Origin of the sequence: Corallococcus caeni (assembly GCF_036245865.1) — a bacterium.
In the GTDB taxonomy this organism is placed as follows: domain Bacteria; phylum Myxococcota; class Myxococcia; order Myxococcales; family Myxococcaceae; genus Corallococcus; species Corallococcus caeni.
In genome coordinates, this window is the sequence record NZ_BTTW01000005.1 from 1 (window position 1) to 21,139 (window position 21,139).

15 protein-coding genes are annotated in these 21,139 nt (G+C 70.7%); 9 read left to right on the forward strand and 6 right to left on the reverse strand.

Features of this window, described 5'->3' with window-relative positions:
- Nucleotides 1-467: 467 nt before the first annotated feature.
- Both AABA78_RS21385 and AABA78_RS21390 read left to right on the forward strand, forming a co-directional pair.
- The gene (locus tag AABA78_RS21385; protein ID WP_338265159.1) at nucleotides 468-1,487 is read left to right on the forward strand and encodes an NADP-dependent oxidoreductase; all 1,020 of its coding nucleotides are present in this window, start codon (nucleotides 468-470) and stop codon (nucleotides 1,485-1,487) included.
- A gap of 142 nt (nucleotides 1,488-1,629) precedes the next feature.
- Nucleotides 1,630-3,744 carry a catalase gene (locus AABA78_RS21390; RefSeq protein ID WP_338265161.1) on the forward strand — a complete coding sequence of 705 codons (2,115 nt, stop codon included), beginning with the start codon at nucleotides 1,630-1,632 and terminating at the stop codon, nucleotides 3,742-3,744.
- Nucleotides 3,745-3,766: 22 nt separating this feature from the next.
- Here AABA78_RS21390 and AABA78_RS21395 read toward each other — a convergent pair whose 3' ends face one another.
- The 4 genes from AABA78_RS21395 to AABA78_RS21410 form a co-directional block, all read right to left on the reverse strand.
- Complete coding sequence (locus AABA78_RS21395) at nucleotides 3,767-4,480, reverse strand: S8/S53 family peptidase (protein ID WP_338265162.1); 714 nt, start codon at nucleotides 4,478-4,480, stop codon at nucleotides 3,767-3,769.
- 25 nt (nucleotides 4,481-4,505) lie between these two features.
- The gene (locus tag AABA78_RS21400; RefSeq protein ID WP_120620287.1) at nucleotides 4,506-4,700 is read right to left on the reverse strand and encodes a hypothetical protein; all 195 of its coding nucleotides are present in this window, start codon (nucleotides 4,698-4,700) and stop codon (nucleotides 4,506-4,508) included.
- A 78-nt stretch (nucleotides 4,701-4,778) separates the two neighbouring features.
- Nucleotides 4,779-5,993 carry an SO2930 family diheme c-type cytochrome gene (locus AABA78_RS21405; protein ID WP_338265166.1) on the reverse strand — a complete coding sequence of 405 codons (1,215 nt, stop codon included), beginning with the start codon at nucleotides 5,991-5,993 and terminating at the stop codon, nucleotides 4,779-4,781.
- A 39-nt stretch (nucleotides 5,994-6,032) separates the two neighbouring features.
- Nucleotides 6,033-7,586 carry a parallel beta-helix domain-containing protein gene (locus AABA78_RS21410; protein WP_338265169.1) on the reverse strand — a complete coding sequence of 518 codons (1,554 nt, stop codon included), beginning with the start codon at nucleotides 7,584-7,586 and terminating at the stop codon, nucleotides 6,033-6,035.
- A 350-nt stretch (nucleotides 7,587-7,936) separates the two neighbouring features.
- Here AABA78_RS21410 and AABA78_RS21415 point away from each other — a divergent pair, with 350 nt between their 5' ends.
- Nucleotides 7,937-8,368: a hypothetical protein gene (locus AABA78_RS21415; protein ID WP_338265171.1), complete on the forward strand. Its 432-nt coding sequence runs from the start codon at nucleotides 7,937-7,939 to the stop codon at nucleotides 8,366-8,368.
- A gap of 16 nt (nucleotides 8,369-8,384) precedes the next feature.
- On the opposite strand, the gene ypfJ is transcribed toward AABA78_RS21415, so the two are convergent.
- Both ypfJ and AABA78_RS21425 read right to left on the reverse strand, forming a co-directional pair.
- The gene (ypfJ, locus tag AABA78_RS21420; protein ID WP_338265173.1) at nucleotides 8,385-9,242 is read right to left on the reverse strand and encodes a KPN_02809 family neutral zinc metallopeptidase; all 858 of its coding nucleotides are present in this window, start codon (nucleotides 9,240-9,242) and stop codon (nucleotides 8,385-8,387) included.
- 144 nt (nucleotides 9,243-9,386) lie between these two features.
- The gene (locus tag AABA78_RS21425) at nucleotides 9,387-10,703 is read right to left on the reverse strand and encodes a neutral/alkaline non-lysosomal ceramidase N-terminal domain-containing protein (RefSeq protein WP_338265176.1); all 1,317 of its coding nucleotides are present in this window, start codon (nucleotides 10,701-10,703) and stop codon (nucleotides 9,387-9,389) included.
- A gap of 166 nt (nucleotides 10,704-10,869) precedes the next feature.
- On the opposite strand from AABA78_RS21425, the gene purF reads away from it, so the two are divergent.
- From purF to AABA78_RS21455, 6 genes are all read left to right on the forward strand, one after another.
- Nucleotides 10,870-12,255 (forward strand): amidophosphoribosyltransferase, encoded by a 1,386-nt coding sequence (purF, locus tag AABA78_RS21430; RefSeq protein WP_338265179.1) that lies wholly within the window; start codon nucleotides 10,870-10,872, stop codon nucleotides 12,253-12,255.
- A gap of 55 nt (nucleotides 12,256-12,310) precedes the next feature.
- Nucleotides 12,311-13,891 (forward strand): ATP-binding protein, encoded by a 1,581-nt coding sequence (locus AABA78_RS21435; RefSeq protein WP_338265182.1) that lies wholly within the window; start codon nucleotides 12,311-12,313, stop codon nucleotides 13,889-13,891.
- Complete coding sequence (locus AABA78_RS21440) at nucleotides 13,888-15,255, forward strand: sigma-54-dependent transcriptional regulator (protein WP_338265184.1); 1,368 nt, start codon at nucleotides 13,888-13,890, stop codon at nucleotides 15,253-15,255. The genes AABA78_RS21435 and AABA78_RS21440 overlap by 4 nt, the downstream gene beginning before the upstream one ends.
- Before the next feature lie 169 nt (nucleotides 15,256-15,424).
- Entirely contained in the window at nucleotides 15,425-16,750 is a 1,326-nt protein-coding gene (locus AABA78_RS21445; RefSeq protein ID WP_338265186.1) for a TolC family protein, read from the forward strand.
- 30 nt (nucleotides 16,751-16,780) lie between these two features.
- A complete protein-coding gene (locus tag AABA78_RS21450) occupies nucleotides 16,781-17,974 on the forward strand; it encodes an efflux RND transporter periplasmic adaptor subunit (protein ID WP_338265188.1) in 1,194 nt (397 codons plus the stop codon).
- 28 nt (nucleotides 17,975-18,002) lie between these two features.
- Nucleotides 18,003-21,137 (forward strand): efflux RND transporter permease subunit, encoded by a 3,135-nt coding sequence (locus AABA78_RS21455; protein ID WP_338265190.1) that lies wholly within the window; start codon nucleotides 18,003-18,005, stop codon nucleotides 21,135-21,137.
- Nucleotides 21,138-21,139 lie beyond the last annotated feature (2 nt).

The window sequence follows — 21,139 nt, forward strand, 5'->3', positions numbered from 1 at the left end:
CGTCCGGCCGCAAGCCGCCGCTCCTCCAGTTGCTGGGTCGTCCAACGCCTCGGCTGCCACGCCATGGAAGCGCCCCCTCCATGGAGCAACCGCCGGTCCCTTACCCAACTTCCCTGAAGGGGGTTAGGAGCTCGCCTCCCAGACGGTGGGTAACCGTGCCATGCCGCATCGTCGGCCGTGGGCTCGCATACAGCTCCCCCGCGACGATCTCCCCCACGACATGCTCGGGAAGCGCCTCCAAATCCGCATAGGTCGCGGGCTTCTTTCCCATCACGTCTCCCCATTCCTCGCCGCCCCCCACTCTATCCATGGCGGCGAGAGGTAGCACGCCCGTCCGACATGACAGGGCACACGTCCGAAGCCCTACCTTACACGTCTTCCATCGGTTCCCCGCCCAATTCCCTGCCCCACCGCGCCCGCGTGGTTAAGAGGCCCGCATCTTCATCCTCCTTCCACGAAAGGCCCCCATGGCCACGCCACTCCAGGGTCGTGAAATCCGCCTGAAGTCCCGCCCGCACGGTGAACCCACGCCGGACAACTTCGAGACCGTCACCGTCTCCGTCCCGGAACCCACCGAGGGCCAGGTCCTCGTGCGCAACCACTTCATGTCCGTGGATCCGTACATGCGCGGCCGCATGAACGACGCGAAGTCCTACGTCCCGCCCTTCAAGCTGGGCGAAGCACTGGACGGCGGCAGCGTGGGCCAGGTCCTCCGCTCGCGCTCGCCCGACTTCAAGGAAGGGGACTTCGTCGTCGGCACCGGCGGCTGGCGCGAGTACGCCGTCGCGCCCGCGAAGCACTACCAGAAGGCCGACCCGTCCGTGGGCCCGCTCTCCGCGTACCTCGGCGTGCTCGGCATGCCGGGCATGACCGCGTACGTGGGCCTGCTCGACATCGGCAAGCCGAAGGCCGGCGACACCGTCTTCGTGTCCGCCGCGGCGGGCGCTGTCGGCGGCGTCGTGGGACAGATTGCCCGCATCCAGGGCTGCCGCGTGGTGGGCAGCGTCGGCTCGGACGCGAAGGTGAAGCACGTCCGCGACGACCTGAAGTTCGACGCCGCCCTCAACTACAAGGCCGCCCCCATCGCCGAGTCCCTGGCGAAGGCCTGCCCGGACGGCATCGACGTCTACTTCGACAACGTGGGCGGCGACCACCTGGAGGCCGCCATCGGCCTGATGAACAACCACGGCCGCATCGTCCTGTGCGGCTCCATCTCCCAGTACAACGCCACCGACCCCGCACCCGGCCCGCGCAACCTGGGGCTCGCCGTGGGCAAGCGCCTCACCCTCCAGGGATACATCATCATGGACCACGCGGACCGCCGCCCGGACTTCCTCCGCGACATGGGCCAGTGGCTGCGCGAGGGCAAGGTGAAGGACGTGTCCACCGTGGTGGACGGCCTGGACCACGCCGTCGGTGCCTTCATCGGCCTGCTGCGCGGGGACAACACCGGCAAGATGCTGGTGCGCCTGGCCCAGGACGCCTGACGCTCGCTGGCCAACGTCCCGAACGAACGCAACCGGACACAGCCGCCGCCCTCCGTCCTGCACCTCCCAAAGGCAGACAGCAAGGCGTGCGGCCTCCAGCGCATCCGGCACCCTGCACGCCCTTTTTGAAGGAGGCAGTGCAGTGAGCTCACAGAAGCAGCCGGCCCCGGTGAACGTCGACGAGAAGAGCAAGGACCAGCAGCTCGCGAAGGACCGCTCGGAGCCCACGGGCAACTTCCTCACCACGGACCAGGGCATCCGCGTCGAGCACACCGACGACTCGCTCAAGATTGGCGCGCGCGGCCCCACGCTGCTGGAGGACTTCCACTTCCGCGAGAAGATGACCCGCTTCGACCACGAGCGGATCCCCGAGCGCGTCGTCCATGCGCGCGGCGCGGGCGCCCACGGCTACTTCCAGGTGTACGAGTCGCAGGCGAAGTACACCCGCGCGAAGTTCCTCCAGGACCCGTCCAAGAAGACGCCTGTCTTCGTGCGCTTCTCCACCGTCGCGGGCTCGCGCGGCTCCGCGGACACCGTGCGCGACGTGCGCGGCTTCGCGGTGAAGTTCTACACGGAGGAGGGCAACTGGGACCTGGTGGGCAACAACATCCCCGTCTTCTTCATCCAGGACGGCATCAAATTCCCCGACATCATCCACGCCGCCAAGGCGGAGCCCCACCACGAGATTCCCCAGGCGGCCACCGCGCACGACTCGTTCTGGGACTTCGTGTCGCTCGTCCCGGAGACCATGCACATGGTCATGTGGACCATGTCCGACCGCGCCATCCCGCGCAGCCTCCGGATGATGCAGGGCTTCGGCGTCCACACCTTCCGCTTCATCGACGAGAAGAACACCTCGCGCTTCGTGAAGTTCCACTGGAAGCCGCTGTTGGGCACGCACTCGCTCGTCTGGGATGAAGCGCAGAAGCTGGCGGGCAAGGACCCGGACTTCCACCGCCGCGACCTGTACGAGGCCATCGAGCAGGGGGACTTCCCCGAGTACGAGCTGGGCATCCAGATCCTGGAGGAGAAGGACGCGCAGGCGCTGGGCGTGGACCTGCTGGACGCCACCAAGCTCATCCCGGAGGAGGTGGCCCCGGTGATGCCCGTGGGCAAGCTCACGCTCAACCGCAACCCGACGAACTTCTTCGCGGAGACGGAGCAGGTCGCCTTCTGCGTGGCCAACATCGTGCCGGGCATCGACTTCACGGATGATCCGCTGATGCAGGCGCGGCTCTTCTCGTACCTGGACACGCAGCTGACGCGCCTGGGCGGACCGAACTTCGCGGAGATCCCCATCAACCGCCCGCTGGCGCCGGTGCACAACCACCAGCAGGACGGCTTCGGCCGGCACACGAGCAACGCGGGCCGCGCCAACTACTTCCCCAACTCGCTGGGCGGCGGCTGCCCGTTCCTCGCGTCCCAGCAGCAGGGCGGCTACGTGCACCACCCGGAGCAGGTGAGCGGAAAGAAGGTGCGCGAGCGCGCCGCCTCCTTCAACGACCACTACAGCCAGGCGGCGCTGTTCTTCCGCAGCCTCTCCGCGCCGGAGCAGGAGCACCTCATCGACGCCTGCCGCTTCGAACTGGGCAAGGTGGAGACGCGCGCCATCCAGGAGCGCGTGCTGGAGCACTTCGCGAAGATTGACGCCCTGCTGGTGTCCGCCGTGGCGGAAGGGCTGGGCCTGCCCGCCCCCAAGGCCACGCCCGTCACCCCCAAGGGCCCGCCGGCGTCCAAGGCCCTGAGCATGGAGGCGATGAAGCTGGCCATGCCGCCGTCCATCAAGACCCGGAAGATTGGCGTGCTCGTCGCGGACGGCGTGGACGCGGACGAGTTGATGGCGGTGCGCAAGGAGCTGGAGGCGCAGGGCGCGAAGGTGAAGCTCATCGCCAGGCGCCTGGGCACGGTGAAGGCCTCCAACGGCAAGGACGTGCCGGTGGACAAGAGCGCGATGACGACGGCGTCCGTGGAGTACGACGGCGTCTTCATCCCCGGCGGCGCCGCGAGCGTGGCGACGCTGAAGAAGGACGGCGAGTCACGCCACTTCGTGCAGGAGGCCTACCTGCACTGCAAGACGGTGGGCGCGTCCAAGGACGCGGAGGAGCTCTTGAAGGCCTGCGAAATCGACCCTGCCGCGCCCGGCATCGTCGCGGGCTCCAAGGCGGGCGCTGGCACCGCGCTGGCCACCGCGTTCTCCCAGGCGCTCGCGAAGCACCGGCACTGGGACCGCAAGGACAACACCCGCGTCCCGGCCTGAGCCCCTGCGCGAAAGAGTGCCGTCACCGCGTCCGGTGTGACGCGGTGACGCGCCGCCATCCCGGAGGACAGCCCTCGCGCAGCACCCGCGCCGCCGCGAGGGCGCACGCGTAGCTGCTCGTGAGGGGCTGCTCCTTCCAGGCACCGTCCGCATACAGCCGCACCGTGGCCGCGTCCTCGACGTGGTCCACGATGTCGCCCTTGCGCAGCGCATGGGCCGTGGCCGCGTCCGCCACCGTCACCACCGACGACATCCCGGACGGCAGGCCCGACACGGGCCCCGCGGCGCAGAGCACGAGGCTGCCCTGCTCCACCGCCCGGTCCAGCAGCGCGGTGAGGGGCGCCTCGAAGGCGCGGCCCACGGTGCCCAGGCTCAGGTTGATGACGTCCGGGCGCACCTCCTGCGTCAGCCACTCCAGCGCCTCCAGCAGGCACAGCGAGTCCCCGCGCATCCGCCCATCCAGCACGCGCGCGACGTACCACTCCACGTCGTCACCGGGGCGGCCCTGGTCCAGCAGGATGCTCAGCACCGCGGTGCCGTGACCGTGCGTGTCCTCCAGGTCCTCCAGCGCGGAGCCGCCGCCGCACCAGGCGGCCAGCTCCTCACGCGAGTGGACGCGGGACTCCAGCCGCCGCGACTCCCGGTCCAGCGTGAAGCTGGCCGCTCCGGCAAGCGACAGCCCCGCCCCGCGAAGGAAGCCCACCGACACACCACTGTCCACGATGGCGACCTTCACGGGAGTCAGGACCTTGAGACGCGGCCTAGCAGGAGCCGGAGGAGTCCTCACCCACCGGCATCTTGAGCTGCGTCGGGTAGTAGGTCCCCACCCACTGGGTGCCGTTCCAGGTCCACTGGTAGCCGTTCATGTACGACGTGGCGCAGGCGTACCCGATGAGGTCCTCGGACCCGCTCACGTCCTCCAGCAGCTTCGACACGTCCTTGCTCGTGAATTTCAAGGGAGCACTCCCGGCGTTGGATGGGGGGAAAGGCGGACAGGAGCCTAGGGGGCTGGGGTCCGCCGGTCCACTTGAGCGCTACTTGCAGGTCTTCGCCGGCAGCGAGTCGATCCAATCCGCGATGAGCTGCGAGCCCTCCGCGTGGTGAACCGTGCGGCCAATCTGCGGCATCATCTTGCCGGACTCCTCCGTGTGCATCCGGTACCAGAGGATGGACTCCGCGTGGTTGCCGGGGAGGATGTCGAACTCGCCGCCCACGCCGCTGCCCGCGGAGCCCGGGCGCTTGCACTCGCCCAGGCTGAACATGCTCGTGGTCCCGATGTCGAGGAACAGCTGGCTGGTGACGCCCGCCGTCCCCTTCGGGTTGTGACAATGCGCGCAGTTGATGTCCAGGTACGTGCGCGCCCGCGTGGTCAGGTCCGCCGCCTGCGGGTCGAACGCGTCCGGCGCCTTCGGCAGGTCCGCCGGGGCGGGCAGCCCGTCCAGCTTGCCCAGCGACGCCAGGTACTCCAGTTGATCACGCTCCACGCCGCCGTAGGTGTTGTTGTGGTGCAGGTAGCGCGCCTTCACGCCAATGGGGTGCATCACCTGCGCCCCCTGGTCGTCCAGGAGGTGGTGGCACTGCTGGCACTGGTTCTTGGAGGGCACCGAGTACTTGAACGACCGGCTCTCCCCATCCGTGTCGATGAACGTCACGTCGCGGGAGCGGCCGCCGGTGGCCAGCGTGGCCTCCGTCTGCTCCGTGTTCCAGACGTACGGCCACGCCTCCCAGCCCGCGGGCTGGTGCACCAGGACGCGCGTCTCGATGACCCGCACGTCCTGGTCCGGCTTCCGCAGGTCCGCCGGGAAGGCGAACGTCTTGGTGATGAGCGTCCCCACCGGCAGGTCCAGCGCGGCCATGGGCTCGTAGTGCGCCGTCTTGCCGGGGGGGATGTAGAGCGTGCGTGACTTGACCGCGTAGTCGGAGAACAGCGCGGTGGACAGCGTGTAGGGCACGTTGCCCTCCACCGGGACGAGGCCCCCGTCCGCCGGGCTCCCGGTGAACAGCCCGTAGCCCGACAGCGTGTTGGGGATGACCAGCGGGGGGCCCGCGTCCGGCTCGCCCGCGTCGGGCGTTCCGGAGTCCACGGGCCCCGCGTCCGGTGAACCCGCGTCGGGAACCCCCGCGTCCTCTGTTCCGGCATCCGGCACGGAGGTCCCCGCGTCGGGTGTGGGCCTGGGGCCTTCCGGGTCGGAGGAACCGCAGGCCGCCAGCGACAGCGCCAGCAGCACCACGGAGAGACGGGGGTTCACGAACGGCGTCCACATGGGTGTCACGCTCCCTGACCGCGGTTACTGGATGAAGTCGCCAATCGTCAGCGCGGGGCTGAAGCCCGAGCAGTTGAACTCGGCCTTGTTGGCCGCGTAGTGCCGCGTCTTGGCCCACGCGCCCGGCAGGTTGCCCTGGCCCGCCAGGGTGGCGGCGGCCTGGAGGTCCAGGTCCACGATGGCCGTGGTGGTGCCCGTGGGCAGCGTGTTGTTGGCGAAGCAGATGTTGATGGGGTTGAGCTGCGCGCGGTCATGGCCGAAGGGATCCAGGCCGTCCCACAGCAGGTGCTCCACGCCGAGCGTGCCCTGCGTCTCGCCGTAGGCGTAGAGCGCCGCCAGGGCCGCGCCCAGGGGCCGCAGCGACTGGCTCGTGTTGCCGTTGTCCACGTTGTCGCCGCTGCCACCCTGGAAGGTGTTGTCGTGGATGCTGATGTCCGCGCTCGCGAAGTTCAGACCGCCCGCGACCCACTGCGCCGGGTCGGACTCGATGGCGAGGCCGCTCAGCACCGCCACGTCCACCGTGTTGTTGTTCCCCCAGGTGTTGCCCGTCAGCTCCACGCGGCGCGACGCCAGGAGGAACGTGCCCGTGCCCGCCGGCACCTGCGACACCGTGCTGCTGCTGGACTGGACGGACGCGAAGTTGTTCCGGTTGTTGCCGGTGATGATGTTGTTCTTCACCCGGATGTCCGTCCCCTTGATGGGGTTGCCCGGCAGGTCGAACACCACCAGGCCCGTGGTGTTGTCCTGGGCGGTGTTGCCCAGCACGTAGGCGTACTTCGTGTTTTCAATCTCGATGCCCGCCACGTTCTGCTTCGCCACGCTGTTGCGCACGACGGCGTACTGCGTCTGGCCCACGTAGATGCCCGCGTCCGCGGCGTTGTAGGCCTCGCAGTCCTCGATGAGGACATACTTGGACTTCACCGGGTACAGGCCGTACTTGCCATTGCTCTCCTTGTTGGCCTCCGCCCACTCCGTGCGCACGCCGCGCATCACCACGTCCGTGGAGGACTCCACGCGGATGGCGTCCTTCTTGGCGTTCCACACGGCCAGGTTGCTCACCGTGAAGCGGTCACCCACCACGTCCAGGCCGTTGGAGTTCGCCGCGGCGTTGGTGAACACCAGCACCGTGCTGTCCGCCCCGCCCGTGCCCTCGCCCTTCTTGCCCTTGCCCGCGCCCACCAGCGTGATGCCGTTCTTGCGGATGGTGATGGCGTTGTCGAAGGTGTACGTGCCCGGCGCCAGGGTGATGGTGGTGCACTCGGCCAGCGTGTTCACCTGGTCCTGGAACGCCTCTTCCTGGCCCGGCGCGAAGTTCAGCGTCGTCTGCGCCTTCCCCTCGCAGGAGAAGGTGCCCGCGCTGCCGCCATCCCAGGGGATGCCCGTGTCCACGGAGCCCGCGTCGCTGCCCGCGTCCGTCGTGCCCGCGTCGCTGCCCGCGTCCGTGGTCGTGCCCGCGTCCACCTTCACGCCCGAGTCCGGCGTGGTGTCGTCGTCATCCGAGCAGGCGGTCAGCGAGAGGGCCCCCACCAGGGCCAGAAGGGTCGCGCTCGTTGCGCGGGTCCACTGCAAACGGGGCATGTCATTCCTCCGCGAGGCCGCTCCGCATGGGCCGCGGGCAAGCTCCCGGGCCCGCGAAGCAGCGGGAAGGCGGCATGCTCGGAGCAAAGACACACTGACGACAAGCACAAGTTACGCGTTTGTGTTTTGACGCGGCGCCCCTTTGCCACGTCTGGAAAAGCACGCGCACGCGGTAAGCCTATCGTCCGCAATGTGTCCGGAACGCGATTGACGCAAGGCTCCACGGCAGGCGCCCGGGCAGGCGGGGTGGAGGGGCCGCGTGCTCCCCGGAGCCCACCCGGGCGGTCATCTTGAGGAGCAGGTCGCGGCGCGGTTCCCCCTCTCCCGCGACGGAAAGCAGGAGGACTCCCATGCGCGCAGGCACCCTGGTGACCCTGGTGGTGGCGCTCGCGTCCGGCCCGGCCATGACGGCGTTGGCGCAGCAGGACGAAGCGGCGACTGCCCCGGAGGGCAATGACTCGCAGAACCTGGATGACCGGCAATCACTGACAAGCGGTTCCGGCGACAGCGCCTTCTGGGACAATTACTGGTATCAGCCGCCCGCGAACGGCGGCGGGTTCCAGCAGCCGCCCGCCGGCTCGTACCAGCTGGAGCAGCCCCTCATCGGGACGTACCAGCTCCAGCAGCCCCTCAACGGCACGTATCAACTCCAGCAGCCGTTGAACGGGACGTACCAGCTCCAGCAGCCGCTCATCGGCACCTATCAGCTCCAGCAGCCCCTCAACGGGACGTACCAGCTCCAGCAGCCGCTCAACGGGACGCAGCAGCCGCGCCGCCGTTGAGCGGAAGCGGGCGCGCCTACCGCCGGGCGTTGAAGGTGTCGCACGCCTCCAGCGTCCCCTGCTCCAGGCCGCGCTTGAACCAGGTCATGCGCTGCGCGGCGGAGCCGTGGGTGAAGGACTCGGGGACGACGTAGCCCCGGGCGCGCTTCTGGAGGGTGTCGTCGCCCACGGCGCTGGCGGCGCCCAGGCCCTCCTCCACGTCCCCCTGCTCCAGGATGTTGCGGTCCTTCTGGGCGTGGTTGGCCCAGATGCCGGCGAAGCAGTCCGCCTGGAGCTCCGTCAGCACGGAGAGCTGGTTGGCCTGCTCCTCGCTCGTGCGGTTGCGCAGCGACTGCACCTTGCGGGAGATGCCCAGCAGGTTCTGCACGTGGTGGCCCACCTCGTGCGCGATGACGTACGCGCGGCCGAAGTCACCGGGCGCCCCGAAGCGGCTCTCCAGCTCGTCGAAGAAGCTCAGGTCCAGGTACACCTTCTGGTCGCCCGGGCAGTAGAACGGCCCCACCGCGCTCTCCTGCGCGCCGCACGCGGACTGCACCGCGTCCGTGAACAGCACCAGGTGCGGCTGCACGTAGCGCACGCCCTGCGGCTCCAGCAGGCGGGGCCAGGTGTCCTCCGTGTCCGCGAGGACGACGGAGGCGAAGTCCTTCATCTTCTCCTGCTGGGGGTCCACGTTCCCGGAGCCGCCCGTGGCAGGGTCGGAATATGGAGAGTCGCGCGTGCCGATCTGCACGTCGGACGGGTCCCCGCCCAGCAGCATCACCAGCAGCGCCACCACCAGCGACGCGGCGCCACCGCCCACCGCGAGCGGGCGCCCGAAGCCACCTCCCCGCCGGTCCTCGATGTTCGAGCTGCGACGTCCGCCTTCCCACCTCATCCCGTGCCCCCTGAACGCAAAGATGATCTGGGGAGCAAGGTAGGCAGCGGGCCCTCCGTCAGCGACGGTGCGGCCCACGGCGGACGGACGTCAGGAGGTCCCCAGGGCAGGCGGGCAAACGGGCCCACGGCCTGGACGCCCGGTCTACCTGCCGGCGGAGAAGCCCACCGCGCCGGAGGCCACGCGCGCGGCGGTGCCCAGGCGCTCCAGCAGTCCAGGGCCGAAGTACTGGCGCCGGGACTCGCCCTGCCCCGCGCGCACCTGCTCCGCCGTGTCCAGGTAGCCCACGTAGCCGTTGGCGAGCCCCAGCACGTGCGTGGCCCCGGAGAGGTCCGCCAGCGCCCGGCCCGCGCCCACGGTGGGCTCGCCCGGGATGGCCAGCAGCTCCAGCGGCCCCAGCGCCAGCGCGTCCACCTCCGCGTCGCGCGGGGAGGAGGCGCACAGGAAGTTGTCCCCCGCCGCCCGGGTGAAGGCCGGCGCCAGCCGCGACGCGTCCGGCCGGGGCAGCGCCGTGCGGACCCGCGCGAACGCCAGCCGCACCGGCCCTGGCTCGGGCACCCCGGCCGCCGTGTCCGCCAGCGCCGACAGCTTGCGCGCGAAGCCCAGGGCGCGCTCGGGGCCCTGGCCCTCGGAGAAGGCCACGGACGCGTTGCCCGCGCTGCCCTGCACGAGCAGGGAGACGCCACCGCCCGCCTCCTCGCGCAGCGTGCTCAGCCGGCCCGGGTAGTCCGGATCCACCAGCGCCCGCTGCCGGGGAATGAGCGCCGCGTGCGCGGCGAACACCAGCAACTCCGCCACCGGCCCCGCGGGCCCGCGAAACACCACCCGCGTGAGCTGGCCGTCCGGGGCGTCACCTCCGGAGCGGGAATAGACGAGCCCCGCGTCCGCCGCGCCGCCCACCTCCAGCCCCACGTCCGTCATCGAGGCCGCGGCCTTCTCCAGCGCCTCGCTCGCGCCGGCCACCGCCGCGTTCACGGAGGCCTCCTGGTAGCGCCCCGTCCCGGACAGCTCGGCCATCCAGCGCTCGTCGTACCCTCCAAAGGAGGAGTGCGTGTGCGTGGCCACCACCAGCACCTCCTTCACCCCCGCCTTCGCGGCGCGCTCGCGCACCCGCGCCGTGATTTCCGGGGTCACCAGGAGCAGCTCCAGCGACACCACGGCCACGCGCGCCCCACCGGCCTCCACCACCAGGGCCCTCGCATGGAGGGGCTGCTCGGCCTGGCTCGCCTCGGGCCGGGGGGGCGGATAGCCCGCCACCACCACCGGGAAGGGCGGGGAGAGGGCCACCTTCGCCGCGCCCGCCCGCAGGGGGCCTTCGCCACGCACCTGTGACAGCACCTCGGGCGTGCGCTCCTCCCAGCGTCCACACCAGTTCCACGAGGCGAGCGCGTAGGCGGCCCCCGCCGTTAGCAAGACGAAGGGCAGCAGGGTGCGGAAGAAGGAGCGCCGGGAGGAGGACATGCCGCGGGGAGCGTACCCCCTCGGCGCCTCCGGGCGGCTCCTACCTTTCGGGCAACGGCACCTTGCCTGGCCTACAAGGGCCGACGTCGTCAGCAGGTGGAATACCTGGCTTCAAGGCGTGCGTTCCTGTTCCGCTTCGCGGTCGAAAGGGGTAAGGCAGCGCACCATGTGCGGCATCTTCGGAATCGTGGGTCACGGAGAGGCGTCCAACCTGACGTACCTGGGGTTGCACGCCCTGCAGCACCGCGGACAGGAGTCCGCCGGCATCGTCGCGTCCGACGGGCACACCCTGCGCGCGCACCGGCAGATGGGCCTGGTGGCGGACATCTTCACCGCGCCGGTGATTGAGAACCTCCCCGGCCAGGCGGCCATCGGCCACGTGCGCTACAGCACGGCGGGTGGCAGCGGCATCAAGAACGCCCAGCCGCTGTTCGTGAACTACGCGGGCGGCCAGTTCTCCATCGCGCACAACGGCAACCTGGTGAACGCGACGGAGCTCAAGGCGGAGCTGGAGGCGGAGGGCGCGCTGTTCCAGTCGGACGCGGACACGGAGGTGGTGATGCACCTCCTCGCCCGCTCCAAGCAGCCCACCTTCGAGGCGCGCCTCGTGGAAGCGCTCCGCCGGGTGGAGGGCGCCTACAGCATCCTGCTCCTCACCGAGGACAAGCTCATCGCGGTGCGCGACCCCAACGGCTTCCGGCCGCTGGTGCTGGGCAAGATGAAGGAAGGCGCGTACGTGCTCGCCAGCGAGACGACGGCGCTGGACCTCATCGAGGCCGAAATCGTCCGCGAGCTGGAGCCCGGCGAGCTGGTCGTCATCGAGAACGGCGTGCTGTGCACCAGCATGCCCTTCAAGCCCGCCGCGCGGCTGGGGCGCTGCATCTTCGAGCACGTCTACTTCGCCAAGCCGGACTCGGTGCTCTTCGGCAGCAGCGTCTACGAAGTGCGCAAGCGCCTGGGCATGCAGCTGGCGCGCGAGCAGCCCGCGGAGGCGGACCTGGTCATCGCGGTGCCGGACTCCGGCGTGCCCGCGGCCATCGGCTTCTCGCAGGCGAGCGGCATCCCCTACGACGTGGGCCTCATCCGCAGCCACTACGTGGGCCGCACCTTCATCGAACCGCAGCAGTCCATCCGCCACTTCGGCGTGAAGCTGAAGCTGTCCGCCGTGCGCAGCGTCCTCAAGGGCAAGCGCGTGGTGGTGGTGGACGACTCCATCGTGCGCGGCACCACCAGCCGCAAAATCGTGAAGATGCTCAAGGCCGCGGGCGCCGTGGAGGTGCACCTGCGCATCTCGTCGCCGCCCACGCAGTGGCCCTGCTACTACGGCATCGACACGCCCAGCCGCACGGAGCTCATCGCGGCCACGCACACCACGGAGGAGATCGCGAAGTACGTGACGGCGGACTCCCTGGGCTACCTGTCGCTGGAGGGCCTGGGCACCGCGGTGGAGGACCCGAAGCGGAGCACCTACTGCACCGCGTGCTTCTCCGGGCAGTACCTCACCGACAAGCTGTCCCAGAGCGCGGGTGGCGCCACCAAGCTCAGCGCCTGAGACGCGGGCCGCGCCCCAGGGCCGGCCCGGGCTCGCCCAGGCGGAGCGGCAGTTCGTGCGCTCCGTCGTCGCGGGCCTGGTGTTGTTGGGCGCGGTCGCCGTCGCCGGCCCGCTGCTCTCCTACCGCAGCGACGTCGCCGGGGCCCGCGCGGAGTTCCAGTCCCGCATGACGCGGGAGGCGCGCGTCTACGCGGAGGCGCTGGGCCTGCACCTGAAGCTGCTCCAGACGGAGCTCCTGCGCGTGTCCGAGGGCGTGGGCCCGGACGTGAAGCGCGAGCTGCCCACGGAGGACCTCCAGGACCTCACCACGCCCCGCGCCGGCCTCTTCCACGCGGGCGTGATGGTGCTGGACGCGCAGGGCAAGCTGCGCTGGAGCGACCCGCCGCTCGCGGAAGCCGAAGCCCCGGGCGGCTTCGCCACGCGGCCCTGGTTCCAGCAGGTGCTCGCGCGCCAGACGTCGGTGGTGGACGCCATCGCGCCGGGCGCGTCCCTCTTCGTCGTCGCGGTGCCGGTGGTGCGCGCGGGACAGACCACGGCGGTGCTCGCGGGCCTGCTGGACACGGAGATGGCGCTCCCCGGCGGGCGCCCTTTGAGCAGCGACCTGGAGCTGCTCGTCCTCAACGCCTCCGGCGACCTCTTCCTGCCGAGCGCCCCGCCCTCGTGGGCCAGCGTGTCTCGCGCGTCCGGGGAGCTGCGCGACTTCATCCGCGAGGGCGTCCGGCCCCCGTCGCTGGACGCGATGCCGGAGACCTTCCTCACCGCCACGCCCGTGCCCGGCACGGGGCTGCACCTGCTGCTCGCCGCGGACGAGACGGCGCTGCTGTCCGGCCTGCGCGACCGCTTCCTCGTGCAGCTGCTGGTGCTGGCGCTGCTCCAGGTGGGCACGCTGGTGCTCTTCACCGTGCACTGGCGCCGCGTCTACGGCCTGTTCCGCGAGGTGGAGTCGCGCTCCTCGCAGCAGGAGAAGATGGCCGCGCTGGGCAGCGCCGCCAGCCTCATCGCGCACGAGGTGAAGAACTCCCTCAACGGCCTCAAGGCCGCCACGGGCCTCGTCTCCCCGGAAGGCGAAGGCGGGCTCGTGGTGCGCACGCTGCACGGCCAGATTGACCGGCTGGCGCACCTGGCCACGTCGCTGCTCAACTTCGGCAAGCCGCCCGTCGTGCGCCGCGTGGACGTGGACCTGTCCCAGGTGGTGCGCGACGTGGTGGAGGGCCTGCGCTCGCTGCCGGAGGCGGGCGAGGTGCGCGTGGACGTGGACGTGCCCCCCGAAGGGGCGCTCCTGTCGTGCGACCCGCTGCTGCTCACCACCGCGCTGGACAACCTGGTGCGCAACGCGATGGAGGCCACGGTGGCGGCCAAGGACCTGGGCAAGGTGGCCCAGCCCCGGGTGCGCGTGCGCGCCCGCCTGGACGGGGACGCGGCGGTGGTGTCCGTGGAGGACAACGGGGGCGGGCCGCCGCCGGACGTGGAGGAACACCTCTTCGAGCCCTTCCGCACCTCCAAGCCGAAAGGCATCGGCCTGGGGCTGGCCATGACGCGCCAGGCGCTGGAGCATCAGGGCGGACACCTCTCCTTCGAGCGGCTCCCCGACGGATGCCTCTTCCTCCTGCACCTGCCCCGAGCGCCCCGGCCATGAGCCTCCCCGTCCTCTTGGTGGATGACGACCGCGCCTTCTCCTCCATCGCGGCGGTGGCGCTCCAGCGCGAGGGCTTCCACCTCACGGTGGCGCACTCGCTGCACGAGGCCCGCGCGACGCTCGCGAAGGCCACGCCCGCGCTGGTGGTGCTGGACCGCCGCCTGCCGGACGGAGACGGGCTCGCGTTCCTGCCGGAGCTCAAGGCGCACGCGCCCGGCGTGGCGGTGGTGATGGTGACGGCGCACGGGGACATCGCCAGCGCGGTGGAGGCGGTGCGCGCGGGCGCGGCGGACTACCTGGCCAAGCCCGTGGAGCTGGCGGACCTGGTGCTGCGCGCGCGCCGGGCCCTGGATGCCAGCCGCCTGCGGGACCGGCTGGAGACGGCGGAGGCGGAGCTGTCCGGCCGCCGCCGGCTGGTGCCCCCCACGTCCGCCGCCATGCAGCGGGTGTTCGCGATGCTGGAGCGCATCGCCGCGTCGCCGCGAAGCCCGGTGCTGCTGCTGGGGGAGACGGGCGTGGGCAAGGAGCAGCTCGCCCGGCACCTGCACGCGCTCGCGTCGAAGGACGGCGGCGCGCCCTTCGTGCACATCAACTGCGCGGCGCTGCCCGAGCAGACGGTGGAGAGCGAGCTGTTCGGCCACGAGAAGGGCGCCTTCACGGACGCGCGCACCGCGAGGCGCGGGCTGGTGGAGGTGGCACACGGCGGCGTGCTCTTCCTGGATGAAGTGGGCGAACTGCCGCTGGCGCTCCAGGCGAAGCTGCTGACGTTCCTGGACTCGGGGAGGTTCCGCCGGCTGGGCGGCACCACGGAGCAGACGAGCACCGCGCGCATCGTGGCCGCCACCAACCGGGACCTGCCGAAGCAGATGTCGGGCGGCAACTTCCGCGAGGACCTCTGGTTCCGCCTGGGCGTGTTCCGCATCGACATCCCCCCGCTGCGCAAGCGGCGCGACGACATCCTCCCGCTGGCGGAAGGGATGCTCGCGGACCTGGGCCGGGAGCTGGGCCGGCGCGACATCCGCCTGGGGGCGAAGGCCCGCGCGAGGCTGGGGGCCTATGCCTTCCCGGGCAACGTGCGCGAGCTGCGCAACATCCTCGAGCGGGCGCTGGTGCTGGAGCCCGGACCGGAGCTGGAGCTGGAGGTGCTGGGCGGCACGCCCTCCGTGAGCAGCGCGGTGAAGGTGGAGGCACCGGCCGCGGTGGCGCCGGGAGCGTTCAGCGTGACGGAGCCCGTGCCCATGGAGGACCTGGAGCAGGCATACGTGCGCTGGGTGCTGGAGCGGCTGGGCGGCCGGCGCATGGAGGCGGCGAAGGCGCTCGGGTTGTCCTATCCGACCTTCCTCAAGCGCCTGGGCGACGACTGAAGGGAATTTGCAGTGCCCGCCCCGCCAGGGCGATGAAAGGATTTTGAAGTCGCGGGCACTGAAAGGATTTTGAAGTCGCGCGGCGTCGCATCCGCGCGGATTTGCTGGGGCCAGGGCGGGCACACGGCTTGCGATGGGCTGATTCCGGATTCTCACCGGAGCCTGCCGCTTGCGCCGTTTCCTCCCCGCTCTCGTCGCCCTGGGCACCCTGCTCGGCCTCACCGCCGGTGCCGAGCAGCACCCCACCTCCTCCGCCACGCTGCTGCTCTCCACCCTCCCGGACGAGGACGGGCTGGCGGAGCTCCTCTGGGAGCGCTCCGCGGACTTCGCGGACGACCGCGCCCGCCTCGCCGCCTCGCGAGCGGATCACCAGCGCACGCACCTGCTGCCCAACCCGGAGCTGGACGTGTCGATGAACACCATCCCCATCGGGGCCACGAACCCACCGGGCCTGCGCCGCCTGGACGACGTGCCCAACTACGTCGTGGGCCTGTCGGAGCTGGTGGAGCTGGGCAAGCGGGGCCCGCGTCAGGACGCGGCCAGGGCGGCGCTGTCCGCCACCACGCTGGACGTGCACGCGGCGCTGCGAGCCCGCACCTACGACGTGCTGGAGCGGGCAGCGGACGTGGCCACCACGGAGGTGCGCATCGCGGAGCTGACGAAGCTCACCGAGGACGCGCTGAAGCTCACGGACCTGCAACGCGCCAGGCAGCAGCACGGCGACGCGGCGGGGCTGGACGTGGACCGCTCCACGCTGGAGGCGCAGTCGCTGGAGACGGCGCTGGGCGAGGAGCGCGCGAAGCTGGCGGATGCGCTGCTCGCGTGCGCGCAGCTCGCGGGCCTGCCGTGTGAGCCCTTCGGAAGCCACGAGCGGGCGATGTCCTTCCTCGAGTCCCGGCTCGACCGGGTGCCCGGGCCCGGCGCCATCGACGCCAGACCGGACCTGAAGGCCCTGAGCGCGCGGGAGGACGCGGCCCGGTCCTCGCTGACGCTGGCGCGGCGCCGGTGGATCCCGGATCCAACGGTGCGAGCCGGCTACACGCGGGACCAGTTCGTCATCGCCGGCAACCAGAAGAACAGCCTCTTCGTGGGCCTGTCGGTTCCGCTCCCTCTCTTCGACCACGGACAGGCGGACGCGCACGCAGCCAGCGCGAGCGCCGAGTCCGCGAGGGTCGCGCGGGAGCTGCTCACGGCCCAGGCCTCGCGGGAGACGGAGGTCCTGAACCAGCAACTGCGGGCCGTGCAGGAGCGCAGGCAGAAGCTCCACACGCGGACGCTGCCGCTGGCCGAAGGCGTGGTGCAGCGCCTGGACGCGGCTGTGAAGGCCGGAGGCGCGGCGCTGCAGGACCTGCTCCTCGCGCGCCGCACCTACGGAGAGCTGGTGCTGCACGCGGCCGACCTGGACCAGACCGCCTACCACCTCACCATCGCCATCGCCCGGGCCAGCGCCGCCGGTCCCCGCGCCCCGGACACGCTGATCAATCCCCGCTCCTGAGCTCTTCCCCTCTTCGAAAGCCCCCACGCCATGAACACCCCCGACACCGCCGCCGCCCCGACGTCCAGCACCACTCCGTCCCGCCGAGCACCGGTCTGGATGGCCTTCGCCGGAGCGGGCCTCCTGGGCACCGGCGTGCTGCTCTACGTGCTGGCCCCCACCGACTCCATCGCGGAGAGCGAGACCGCCGTCTCCGGCCCTACCGTGAAGGGCGAAACGGTGCACCTGCCGGACGGCGCGCCGCAGTGGCACTACGTGCAGCTCGCGGTGGCCACGGAGGGCAGCGCCCTCACCCCGCTCCCCTCCCCCGCGCGAGTGCAGTTCGACGAAGCGCGCACCGCGTCCGTGGGAGCCCCGCTCTCAGGCCGGGTCGAAGAGGTGCGCGTGCGCCCCGGCGACCGCGTGAAGCAGGGCGACGACCTCTTCAGCGTGCGGTCCGGAGCCTTCGCGGAGCTCCTGCGCGAACAGCGCGGCGCGGAGGCCGAGCTCGCGGAGAAGCGCCGCAACGCGGAGCGCCTCAAGGAGCTGGTGGCCCTGAGCGCCGCCCCGGAGAAGGAGCTGCTCGCCGCCCAGACGGAGCTGCGTCAGGCGGAGCTCTCGCTTGAAGCCGCGAAGGCGAAGCAGGGCAGCCTCCGGGTGTCCTCCCGAGGCGAGAACCTCTTCTGGGTGACGGCACCGCGCTCCGGCACGGTGGTGGACCTGGACCTGGTGGCCAGCCAGGAGGTGACGCCAGACCGCGACAGGCCGCTCATCCGCCTGTCGGACCTGGATCAGGTGATGGTGGTCGCGGACCTCCAGGAAGCGGACGCGCTGGACATGTCCCCCGGCCAGGACGTCACCGTCACCACGCGTGACGGCATCACCCGCGCTGGCAAGGTGGACCGCGTCTCCGAGGTCGTGGATCCGCTGCGCCGCACGGTCGAAGTGCGGGTGCGGGTCCCCAACAACGACCGCCGCTTCCGCCCCAACGCCTTCGTGGAGGTGACGCCCACGCCGCCCGAGGGCATCAAGCGCGTACGCGTGCCCGACAGCGCGGTGGTGACGGACGGAGCGCGCTCCGTGGTCTTCGTCGCCCGCGACGCGAACCGCCTGGAGCGCGTCGCCGTGACGCCGGGCCGCCGCCGCGACGGCGAGGTGGAGCTGCGCGGGGGCCTCGCCTCCGGAGACCGGTTCGTCGCCCGGGGCGCCCTGCTCCTGGAGAACCAGATCGAACTGGCGGACTGAAGCCCCCACGGCGAACCGAAAGACACCCATGTTCGAAAAGCTCGTCGACTTCAGCCTGAAGAACCGCGCGGCGGTGGTGTTCCTCACGCTGCTCACCGCCATCTGGGGCTGGTTCTGCTTCAGCGACCTCACCGTGGAGGCCTTCCCGGATCCCACCGACACGCAGGTCAACGTCATCACCCTCTACCCGGGCCAGCCATCCGAAGAAGTGGAGCGCCAGATTGGCCTGCCCCTGGAGCGGGCTCTCAACGGCATGCCGGGCCTGACGCGCCTGCGCAACCTCTCCATGTTCGGCCTGTCGTTCGTCACCCTGAGCTTCAACGACAACACCGACGTCCTCTTCGCCCGCGCCCAGGTCCTGGAGCGCCTGCGCGACGCGGAGCTGCCTGAGGGCCTCACGCCCTCCCTGGGCCCGCTGGCGACGCCCATCGGGGAGATCTACCGCTACACGCTCAAGGGCGCGAAGGGCGACCCCATGAAGCTGCGCACCCTCCAGGACTGGGTGGTGCGGCCGGGCCTCCTGCGAGTGGACGGCGTCGCGGACGTGGTCAGCTACGGCGGCCTGCTCAAGGAGATCCACATCCAGCCGGACCCTGCCCGGCTCGCCGCGTTCGGCCTCACGCTGGACGACGTGGAGGACGCGCTGAAGGACGGCTCGGAGAACGCGAGCGGCGGCGTGCTGGAGCGGGGCTCCGAGCAGTTCGTCATCCGCAGCGAGGGGCTCTTCCGCTCGTTGGATGACATCCGCGACGTGCGGGTGGCCACGCACGAGGGCACGCCCGTGTTCCTCAAGGACGTGGCGGACGTGAACGAAGGCTGGTCGCCCCGCCAGGGCGTGGTCAGCCGCGACGGGGACGGTGACGTGGTGCAGGGCATCGTGCTGATGCGCCGGGGAGAGAACCCCTCCGTGGTGCTCTCACGCGTGCGCGACGCGGTGGCCGCGGTGAACGGCCACCTCCAGGCGGAGGACGCGCGCATCGATCCGTTCTACGACCGCACGGACCTGGTGAACACGACGCTGCGCACGGTGGGCCACAACCTGCTGGAGGGCGCGCTGCTCGTCACGCTGGTCCTCTTCATCTTCCTGCTGGACCTGCGGGCCGCCATCGTCGTGGGCGTGCTGATTCCCCTCTCGCTGCTGGCCTCGTTCATCTACCTGAAGATGCGGGGCATGTCGGCGAACCTGCTGTCCATGGGCGCGGTGGACTTCGGCGTCATCGTGGACGGCGGCGTGGTCATCATCGAGAGCATCCTCGCGCGCATGTCCGGCCACCAGTTCGAGGGGGAGACCCCGCTCGAGCGCATCCAGCGCGCGACGAAGGCGGTGGTGCGCCCCACGGTGTTCTCGCTGCTGATCATCATCGCGGCGTACCTGCCCATCTTCATGTTGCAGCGGGTGGAGGGCCGCATCTTCGCGCCCATGGCGAACACGGTGGTGGCGGCGCTCCTGGGCGCGCTCGTCTTCTCCGTCACGCTCATCCCGGTGCTGGCCTCATTCGTCTACCGCAAGCCGGTGAAGCACAAGGAATCGCCGGTGCTGCGCGCCGCGGACAAGGCCTACGGGCCCGTGTTGACCTGGAGCCTCAAGCACCCGGGCACTGTCGTCGCGCTGTGCACGGCGGGCCTGCTCTGCGCGGGAGCGCTCATCCCGCGCATGGGCAGCGAGTTCCTCCCGGCGCTCAACGAAGGCAGCCTCTACCTGACCTTCACCATGCCCTCGAACATCTCCCTGTCGGAGGGCCGCAAGCTGGTGCCGCGCATCGAAGGCCTGCTGCGACAGGCGCCGCAGGTGGACGGAGTGCTCAGCCAGCTGGGCCGCCCGGAGGACGGCACCGACGCGAAGCTCACCAACAACCTGGAGTTCTTCGTGAAGCTCAAGCCGCCCGCCGAGTGGCCCAAGAGCACCCCCAAGCTGGACGACGTGTTGGAGGTCCTCCAGCGCTCCGTATCGGAGGTCCCGGGCATGGAGGTCAGCTTCAGCCAGCCCATTGGCGACAACGTGAACGAGAGCATCAGCGGCCAGCAGGGTCAGCTCGCGGTGAAGCTCTTCGGCGACGACCTCCAGGTGCTCCAGGAGTATTCGCAGAAGGTGAAGCGCACGCTGTCGCGCGTGGACGGCGTCGCGGACCTGGGCATCGTGAAGAGCGGAGAGGTGCCCAGCATCCAGGTGACGCCGGACCGCGTGGCCCTGGCCCGTCACGGCATGTCGCTGGGAGACTTCCAGCACGTCTTCCAGACGGCGGTGGGCGGCCGGCCGCTCAGCGAGTTCTGGGAGGGTGAGCGCCGCTTCGACGTGGTGATGCGCCTGCCCATGTCCAGCCGCGACGACGTGGAGAAGATCTCCCGCCTGCGGGTGCCGGTGGAGGGAGGCGTGCTGGTGCCGCTGAGCGAGCTGGCCAAGGTGAAGACGGGCTTCGGCCGGGCCTCCATCAACCGGGAGAACGGCCGCCGCTACATCGGCGTGCGGATGAACGTGCGAGGCCGGGACCTGGGCTCCTTCGTGAAGGACGCACAGGCACTCGTGGAGAAGGAAGCCCCGCCCCCAGCGGGAACGAGCATCGAATGGGGCGGCGAATTCGAGAGCAAGGAGCGGGCGATGAGCCGCCTCCTCACGGTGCTCCCGGTGGCGCTCGTCCTCACGCTGCTGCTCCTCTTCAAGGCGTTCAACTCCTTTGGCCGGGCGGTGGTGACGCTGCTCAACGTGCCCTTCGCGCTGATGGGAGGAGTGTTCGGCCTGTACTGGGCGGGGATGCCGCTGAGCGTGGCGGCGGCGGTGGGCTTCATCGCCCTCATCGGACAGGCGGCGCTCAACGGCGTGCTGGTGATGAGCGCCATCGCGGAGCGAAGGGAGGCCGGCGAGTCACTGGACGACGCCATCCTCCACGGCAGCCGCGAACGCCTGCGCCCGGTGCTGATGACCGCCGCGCTGGCGGCGCTGGGTCTGGTGCCGGCGTGCTTGAGCAACGGCATCGGCTCGGAGATGCAGAAGCCCCTGGCCATCGTCATCGTGTCCGGAACGATTTCCGCGTGCGCGCTGACGCTGGTGCTGTTGCCGGTGCTCTTCCGCATCTTCGCCCGCTTCACGGAGCAGTTCGTGGACCGGATGCCCGCGCAGCTGTTGCGCGTGGTGCCCGGAGCGAAGAACCTCCGCAAGGCAAGCTGATG